This window comes from Mycobacterium sp. 852002-40037_SCH5390672, assembly GCF_001665875.1.
Lineage (GTDB): Bacteria > Actinomycetota > Actinomycetes > Mycobacteriales > Mycobacteriaceae > Mycobacterium.
This window is the reverse complement of the sequence record NZ_LZTA01000023.1, coordinates 1-1,359: the sequence shown is the minus strand read 5'-3', so window position 1 is coordinate 1,359 and position 1,359 is coordinate 1. Positions and strand designations below refer to the sequence as shown.

Here is a 1,359-nt window from a genome sequence, read left to right as displayed (position 1 = left end):
GGCAGCGTCGCCTTGTCGTACTCGAGGGACCCGAGCAGGATCTGCGCGACGTCGAGCACCTCGACACCGCTGCGACCGGCCTCTTCCTGACGGTCGTTGACACCGTCGGTCACCATCACCCGGCAGAACGGGCACGCGGTCGCCACGGTCGCGGCCCCGGTGGCCAGCGCCTCGTCGACGCGCTCGTGATTGATCCGCTTGCCGATGTGCTCTTCCATCCACATCCGCGCGCCGCCGGCGCCACAGCAGAAGCTGCGCTCGGCGTGGCGTGGCATCTCGGTCAGGTTCGCCCCCGCGGCCCCGATCAGCTCGCGCGGCGCCTCATAGACCTTGTTGTGCCGCCCCAGATAGCAGGGATCGTGATAAGTGATGTCCTGCGACACCGGCGTGACCGGCACCAGCTTGTTGTCCCGGATCAGCCGGTTGAGCAGCTGGGTGTGGTGCAACACCGAATAGTTCGCGCCGAGCTGGCGGTACTCACGGCCCAGGGTGTTGAAGCAGTGCGGGCAGGTGACGACGATCTTGCGGTCAACGGTCTCCACGCCTTCGAACACCCCGTCCAGGGTCTCGACGGCCTGGGCGGCCAGCTGCTGGAACAGGAACTCGTTGCCCGAGCGGCGCGCCGAGTCGCCGTTGCAGGACTCGCCGGTGCCGAGCACCAGGTACTTCACGCCCGCGATGGCCAGCAGCTCGGCGACGGCCTTGGTGGTCTTCTTGGCCTTGTCGTCGTAGGCGCCGGCGCAACCCACCCAGAACAGGTACTCGAACCCGTCGAAGCTGTCGACGTCCTCGCCGTAGACCGGCACGTCGAAGTCGACCTCGTCGATCCAGCTGGTGCGGTCCGACGCGTTCTGACCCCACGGGTTGCCCTTGGTTTCCAGGTTCTTGAACAGCACCGACAGCTCGGAGGGGAACTCGGACTCCATCATCACCTGGTAGCGGCGCATGTCGATGATGTGATCGATGTGCTCGATGTCCACCGGGCACTGCTCGACGCAGGCACCGCAGGACACGCAGGACCACAGCACGTCGGGGTCGATGACGCCGCCCTGTTCCTCGGTGCCGACCAGCGGCCGGTTGGCCTGCTCGGGGCCGGATCCCATCACGCGGCCGAAGCCCGACTCGGGAACGTGGTGGGCCTCGGCGTGCTTCTCACCGGACAGTTCCTCGCCGACCCCCCCTTCCGAGGTGCTCTCCAGGGGGCTTTCCTTATCGCCCAGGATGTAGGGCGCCTTGGCCATCCAGTGATCGCGCAGGTCCATGATGACGAGCTTGGGCGACAGCGGCTTGCCGGTGTTCCACGCCGGGCACTGCGACTGGCAGCGCCCGCACTCGGTACAGGTGGCGAAGTCCAGCATG

At 67.0% G+C, this 1,359-nt stretch carries 1 protein-coding gene; it reads right to left on the bottom strand.

Going from position 1 to position 1,359, the window contains the following annotated elements; all coding sequences use genetic code 11:
* A partial coding sequence (locus tag A5782_RS04445) for a (Fe-S)-binding protein (RefSeq protein ID WP_156623794.1) occupies nt 1-1,359 on the bottom strand: 1,359 nt, incomplete at both ends.